Origin of the sequence: Pseudonocardia sp. SID8383, from assembly GCF_009864975.1 — a bacterium.
GTDB lineage: Bacteria > Actinomycetota > Actinomycetes > Mycobacteriales > Pseudonocardiaceae > Pseudonocardia > Pseudonocardia alni.
The window spans coordinates 1-5,154 of sequence record NZ_WWFY01001082.1 but is presented as its reverse complement, the minus strand read 5'-3'; the positions used below and the strand labels follow the sequence as shown (position 1 = coordinate 5,154).

7 protein-coding genes and 1 pseudogene are annotated in these 5,154 nt (G+C 74.5%); 2 read left to right on the top strand and 6 right to left on the bottom strand.

Features of this window, described 5'->3' with window-relative positions; all coding sequences use genetic code 11:
• From GTW08_RS26285 to GTW08_RS26270, 4 genes and pseudogenes are all read right to left on the bottom strand, one after another.
• A pseudogene (locus GTW08_RS26285) lies at positions 1–436 on the bottom strand (hypothetical protein); the annotation flags it as partial.
• On the bottom strand, positions 433–636 hold the full coding sequence (locus GTW08_RS26280; RefSeq protein WP_073576344.1) for a Trm112 family protein: 204 nt from the start codon (positions 634–636) through the stop codon (positions 433–435). The pseudogene GTW08_RS26285 and the gene GTW08_RS26280, both read right to left, overlap by 4 nt.
• Before the next feature lie 110 nt (positions 637–746).
• Entirely contained in the window at positions 747–2,159 is a 1,413-nt protein-coding gene (locus GTW08_RS26275) for a phosphomannomutase/phosphoglucomutase (protein ID WP_073576345.1), read from the bottom strand.
• A 64-nt stretch (positions 2,160–2,223) separates the two neighbouring features.
• Positions 2,224–2,574 (bottom strand): DUF3499 domain-containing protein, encoded by a 351-nt coding sequence (locus GTW08_RS26270; RefSeq protein ID WP_217266917.1) that lies wholly within the window; start codon positions 2,572–2,574, stop codon positions 2,224–2,226.
• Positions 2,575–2,796: 222 nt separating this feature from the next.
• Between GTW08_RS26270 and GTW08_RS26265 the strand changes: the two genes are divergently transcribed.
• A complete protein-coding gene (locus GTW08_RS26265) occupies positions 2,797–3,195 on the top strand; it encodes a metallopeptidase family protein (protein ID WP_020627718.1) in 399 nt (132 codons plus the stop codon).
• 91 nt (positions 3,196–3,286) lie between these two features.
• Here GTW08_RS26265 and GTW08_RS26260 read toward each other — a convergent pair whose 3' ends face one another.
• Positions 3,287–3,607 carry a WhiB family transcriptional regulator gene (locus GTW08_RS26260; protein ID WP_073576833.1) on the bottom strand — a complete coding sequence of 107 codons (321 nt, stop codon included), beginning with the start codon at positions 3,605–3,607 and terminating at the stop codon, positions 3,287–3,289.
• A 191-nt stretch (positions 3,608–3,798) separates the two neighbouring features.
• On the opposite strand from GTW08_RS26260, the gene GTW08_RS26255 reads away from it, so the two are divergent.
• A complete protein-coding gene (locus tag GTW08_RS26255) occupies positions 3,799–4,569 on the top strand; it encodes a site-2 protease family protein (RefSeq protein ID WP_083658763.1) in 771 nt (256 codons plus the stop codon).
• A 7-nt stretch (positions 4,570–4,576) separates the two neighbouring features.
• Here the strand turns inward: GTW08_RS26255 and GTW08_RS26250 are convergent, their stop codons facing one another.
• Complete coding sequence (locus tag GTW08_RS26250) at positions 4,577–5,107, bottom strand: NUDIX hydrolase (RefSeq protein WP_073576348.1); 531 nt, start codon at positions 5,105–5,107, stop codon at positions 4,577–4,579.
• Positions 5,108–5,154 lie beyond the last annotated feature (47 nt).

Below are 5,154 nucleotides of genomic sequence, written 5' to 3'. Positions count from 1 at the left end.
CGCGCCCGGCGCCGGCCTGGGCGACCGGCCCGGAGTCCGGCGCGGACAGCACGACCTCGGCGCCGCGGTGCACCGCGACGGCGACCGACTCGGCCAGCTCCGGGTCGGTGGGGTCCGCGGAGTGCGCGACGACGACGTCCAGCGGCCCGATCCAGCCCGGCATCCGCTCGGCGGCCACGACCGGCACCGGACAGCGGTCGGTGAGCAGGGCCGTGACGAGGTCGGCCACCACCCCGGAGACACCGGGCCGGTGCAGCAGCACCAGCGCGCGCGGACGGTGCCCGCGCAGCCGGTCCAGCCCGGCCTGGCCCGCGGTGTACAGCGCGGAACGGACCTGGGCGCCCGCGGTCGCGGCGGCCCGCAGGACGCCCGTGGTGTCCCGCGCCGCCAGCCCCTCGGGATCGGCCAGCAGCGTGTCGTCGAGCACCCCGTTCACCCGTCGTCCCGTCCGTCCCCCGCCGGCCCGGTCCCGGGCAGCGCCTCGTCGAGGAGCAGCACCGGGATCCCGTCGGTCACCGGGAACGCGCGACCGCACGTCGTGCAGGTCAGCCGGTCCTCACCCGGGGTCAGTACCGCGTGCGCGTCGCACGGGCAGGCCAGGATCTCCAGCAGCTGGGGGTCGAGCTGTAGGGCCACGGTTCTCCTCGTCGTCATGTCGCGCTCTCGATGCTGCCACCCGGTACCGACACTCCGCGGCAGCCGACCGGGTACGGACGCCATCACCGCAGGTGTGCGGGGCCGCGCGATCAGGCGCGCACGACCGCCAGCACCTCGTCCACCAGGGCACGGACGGCCGCGTCGTCGGCCGCCTCGACGTTGAGCCGCAGCAGCGGCTCGGTGTTCGAGGCCCGCAGGTTGAACCACGATCCGTCCGGCAGCGAGACGGTCAGGCCGTCGAGCCGGTCGAGCTCGACGCCGTCGCGCGGGCCGAAGACGCCCTCGATCTCGGCGACCCGCGCGGCCTGGTCGTCGACCGTCGAGTTGATCTCCCCGGAGGCGGCGTAGCGGTCGTAGCCCGCCATCAGCCCGGACACCGTCGCGCCGGCGGCGGCCGCCCGGTGCTCGCCGAGCGCGGCCAGCAGGTGCAGCGCCGCGAGCATGCCGGAGTCGGCCTTCCAGAAGTCGCGGAAGTAGTAGTGCGCGGAGTGCTCGCCGCCGAACACCGCGCCGGTCTCGGCCATCGTCTGCTTGATGAACGAGTGGCCCACCCGGGTGCGGACCGCACGACCGCCGTGCTCGGCGACCAGCTCGGGGACCGCCCGCGAGGTGATCAGGTTGTGGATGACGGCGACGTCGGACTCCCCCGCCGCGTGCGCCCGGGCGAGCTCACGGGCCGCGACCAGCCCGGTGATGGCGCTGGGGCTCACCGCCTCGCCCCGCTCGTCGACGGCGAAGCAGCGGTCGGCGTCGCCGTCGAAGGCCAGGCCGAGGTCCGCGCCCTCGGCGACGACCCGCTTCTGCAGGTCGACCAGGTTCGCCGGGTCCAGTGGGTTCGCCTCGTGGTTCGGGAAGTTCCCGTCGAGCTCGAAGTACAGCGGCACGACGCGCACGTTCAGGCCGTCGAACACGGTCGGGACGGTGTGCCCGCCCATCCCGTTCCCGGCGTCGACGACGACGGTCAGCTCCGGGGAGGCGTCCAGCGAGGTCAGGTCGACCAGGCCGCGCAGGTAGCGCGCGTAGCCGGTGAGCATGTCCTCGGTGCGCACGGCACCCGTCGACCGGACCTCGGGGACCCCGGAGTCGAGGAAGCGGCCCGCCTCGTCGCGGATCGTCGCGAGGCCGGAGTCCTGGCCGACCGGGACGGCACCGGCGCGGCACAGCTTGATGCCGTTGTAGGCGGCCGGGTTGTGGCTCGCGGTGAACATCGCGCCGGGCAGGTCCAGCGTGCCGGAGGCGTAGTAGAGCATGTCGGTGCTCGCGAGCCCGATGTCGACGACGTCGAGCCCCTGCCCGGTCACCCCGTCGGCGAACGCCGCCGCGAGCGCGGGCGAGCTGTCCCGCATGTCCCGCCCGACGACCACCGCCGACGGCGCCGGGTCGTCGCCCGCCACGAGCCGCGCCGTCGCCGCACCCAGTGCGCGCGCGGTGGGCTCGTCCAGTTGGTCGCCGACGACACCGCGGATGTCGTAGGCCTTCACGATCGCCGAGAGGTCGGGCACGACGCACGACCCTAGCGCAGCCGTGTCACCCGTCCGCGCAGGTCTCCTCACCCCGTGGGGCTGCTCAGCCGTCCTCGAGCTTCGGGAGCACCCGCAGGTGGCCGCGCCGCCCCGTGCCACCGGGCCGTGCGACCACCTCGACCGGCCGGTCCACCCGGCCCGCCTCGCGGACGGCGTCGGCGAGCGCGGTGAGGTCCTCGCCGCTGTGCTGGGGCTGGGCGAACTCGCCCTCGAACCGGACGACCTCCCACCCGCGGGGGGCGGTGAGGTTGTGCGCGTGCCCGGTGCAGAGGTCGTAGGAGTGCGGCTCGGCCTGCGTGGCCAGCGGGCCGACGACGGCGGTCGAGTCGGCGTAGACGTAGGTGAGCGTGGCGACGGCGAGCTCGGTGCAGCCCGTCCGTGAACATCTCCGCACACTCAACACATCGCCGACGATAGCCCGTCACGGGCCCGCCGCCGTACTGCGACGCGCACCCCGCTCGGCGGACGGTCCGCCCGCCGCGGTCGCGGGTCACCCCCGGGTGGGGCGCGGGGGTCCTAGAATGCCCTGGTGCCCACCGCTCGTCCCCAGAACGACCGCCGGTCGCCGCGCAGCCCGCGCCGGCGGGACCGGCGAGGACGCGGCCTGCGCGGCCTGATGTACCCGGTGTCGACGCCGGCCTTCCGCACCCGCGCCGAACGCTTCGACGCGAAGGTGCTGGAGGCGCTCGAACCGATCGAGGCGCGCTGGGGCCCGGAGCTGGTCGACCTCGACCTCGCCGTCGACGACGTGCCGTCGGTCGACCGCACCTCGCCCGACGAGATCGTGTGGGGCACCGGGGTGCTGGCCGACGTCGGCGTCCCGCTGGCCCACCTCGTGCCGGCCGGGGTCGACTCCGCCGGGATGCCGACCCGGGCGCGGATCGTGCTCTACCGCCGCCCGCTCGAGGCCAGGGCCCGCAACGGCGAGGACCTCGCCGACCTCGTGCACGAGGTGCTCGTCGAGCAGGTCGCGGAGTACCTCAACATCGAGCCCGACGCCGTCGACGGTGGCTGAGGCCCCCGCGGCACGACACGGCCCGGGGACGACGACGGGCCGGTCACCGTGACGGCGACCGGCCCTCGTGTTCCTGTTCCCCCGCGGAGTCTCAGACGGCGGCGCGGCGGAGGCGACGGCGCTCCCGCTCGCTCAGCCCGCCCCAGATGCCGAAACGCTCGTCCTGGGCCAGCGCGTACTCCAGGCACTCGGCCCGGACCTCGCAGCCGGAGCAGATGCGCTTGGCCTCACGGGTGGAGCCGCCCTTCTCGGGGAAGAACGCCTCCGGGTCGGTCTGCGCGCAGAGCGCACGCTCCTGCCAGTCCGGCACCTCCTCGGAGGAACCGTCGTCCAGCAGGCCCTTCAGGTCCAGGATCTGGGCGACCTGGTCGTAGTCGGCCATCTCGTGATCGGGCCGTTCGACCGTGCCCATCGGCTCGGCCCCCACCGGCCGCAGCATCCGCATGAACCCCTCGACGTCGTCCACTCGCCCACCTCCCCGCAACGCACTGGCGAATGACACCGCTGTAAGTACAGCGCTGACACTCGCTCTGTGCAAGCCGGCTCTGCCGATTGAGTGAAGGGTCGCGCGCGGGCGTTTCCTCCGACATGGAGTATGGGTACGTGCCGTCCCTGACACGCCGCATCAGCCCCTGGTTCCTGCTGATCCTCGGCGTCACCCTTCTCGGTGGTGTCCTCGCCGCCGCCGCCGTCCCCACCCGATCGGGGGTCCTGGCGACCTCCGGGATCTTCGTCCTGGTACTCGGCGGCTGGGTGGTGTCGCTGTGCCTGCACGAGTACGGGCACGCCGTCACCGCCTATCGCGGCGGGGACACCTCGGTCGCGGCGAAGGGCTACCTGACCCTCGACGTGCGGCGCTACGCCGACCCCGGCCTGTCCCTGGTGCTGCCGCTGATCATCCTGCTGATCGGCGGGCTGCCGCTGCCCGGCGGAGCGGTGTGGATCAACCAGTGGGCGCTGCGGTCGCGGGCCCGGCGCAGCGCGGTCTCGCTGGCGGGCCCCGCGGCGAACCTGGCCCTCGGCGTCGTGTTGATCATCACGGTGGCCGCGTTCCCGGGGATGCCGCTGCCGGTGGCGGCCGGGCTGTCCGCGCTCGCGTACTTCCAGATCATCGCGTTCGTGCTGAACATGCTGCCCGTGCCCGGCCTCGACGGCTGGGGGGCGCTGGAGCCGTACCTGTCCGCGCCGGCGCGGCGCCTCGGCGAGCGGGTCCGGCCCTGGGCACCGTTCGTGCTGCTCGCCCTGCTGCTGTTCGTGCCCGGGGTGAGCGCGCTGTTCTTCGCCGCCACCCAGCTGCTGTTCGGCGCCGCCGGCGGGAACCAGGAGCTGTTCCGGCTCGGATACTCCGCGATGTTCTTCTGGCGCAACCTCTGAGCCCGGCTCAGCGGGCGGCGGCGACCATCGTCGCGACGGTGTCGTCGTCGGCGGGCAGCGCGTCCACCGGCCACCACCGCAGGTCCAGCGACTCGTCGCTGATCCGCGGCGTCGCGCCCGCGGGGGCGCGCACCAGGTAACGCACGTCCAGGTGGCGGGTCGGGACCCCGAGCGAGCAGGTGACGGGGTGGACGTCGACGTGCAGCGGGTGCTCGTCGATCTCCAGGCCGTCGATCCCGGACTCCTCGGTGGCCTCGCGCAGCGCCGCGGCGCGCAGCGAGTCGTCGCCCGGCTCGCAGTGCCCGCCCAGCTGGATCCAGCGGCCCACCCGCGGGTGCAGGGTCAGCAGCGTGTGGTCCCCGCCCGCGTCGAGCAGCAGCGCCGACGCAGTGAGGTGCCCGGGCACGCAGGACCGGTCGCAGGCGTCGTCGGGGCGCGCGTCGAGGAAGGCCAGCAGCGCGTGCTGCAGGGCCCGCTGGCCGGGGTCGCGCGGTGTCCAGGCGCCCAGCTCGCGGGCGGCCGTCGCCGTGGCCACCACGGGCTCACAGCTCCAGCAGGCCGTCGCCGGCCGGTCGGGGAGCGCGC

Coding starts and splice junctions, on each gene's coding strand:
- GTW08_RS26265 (WP_020627718.1), top strand. CDS start 2,797: ATGTACCCGGTGTCGACGCCGGCCTTCCGCACCCGCGCCGAACGCTTC.
- GTW08_RS26260 (WP_073576833.1), bottom strand. CDS start 3,607: ATGGGCACGGTCGAACGGCCCGATCACGAGATGGCCGACTACGACCAG.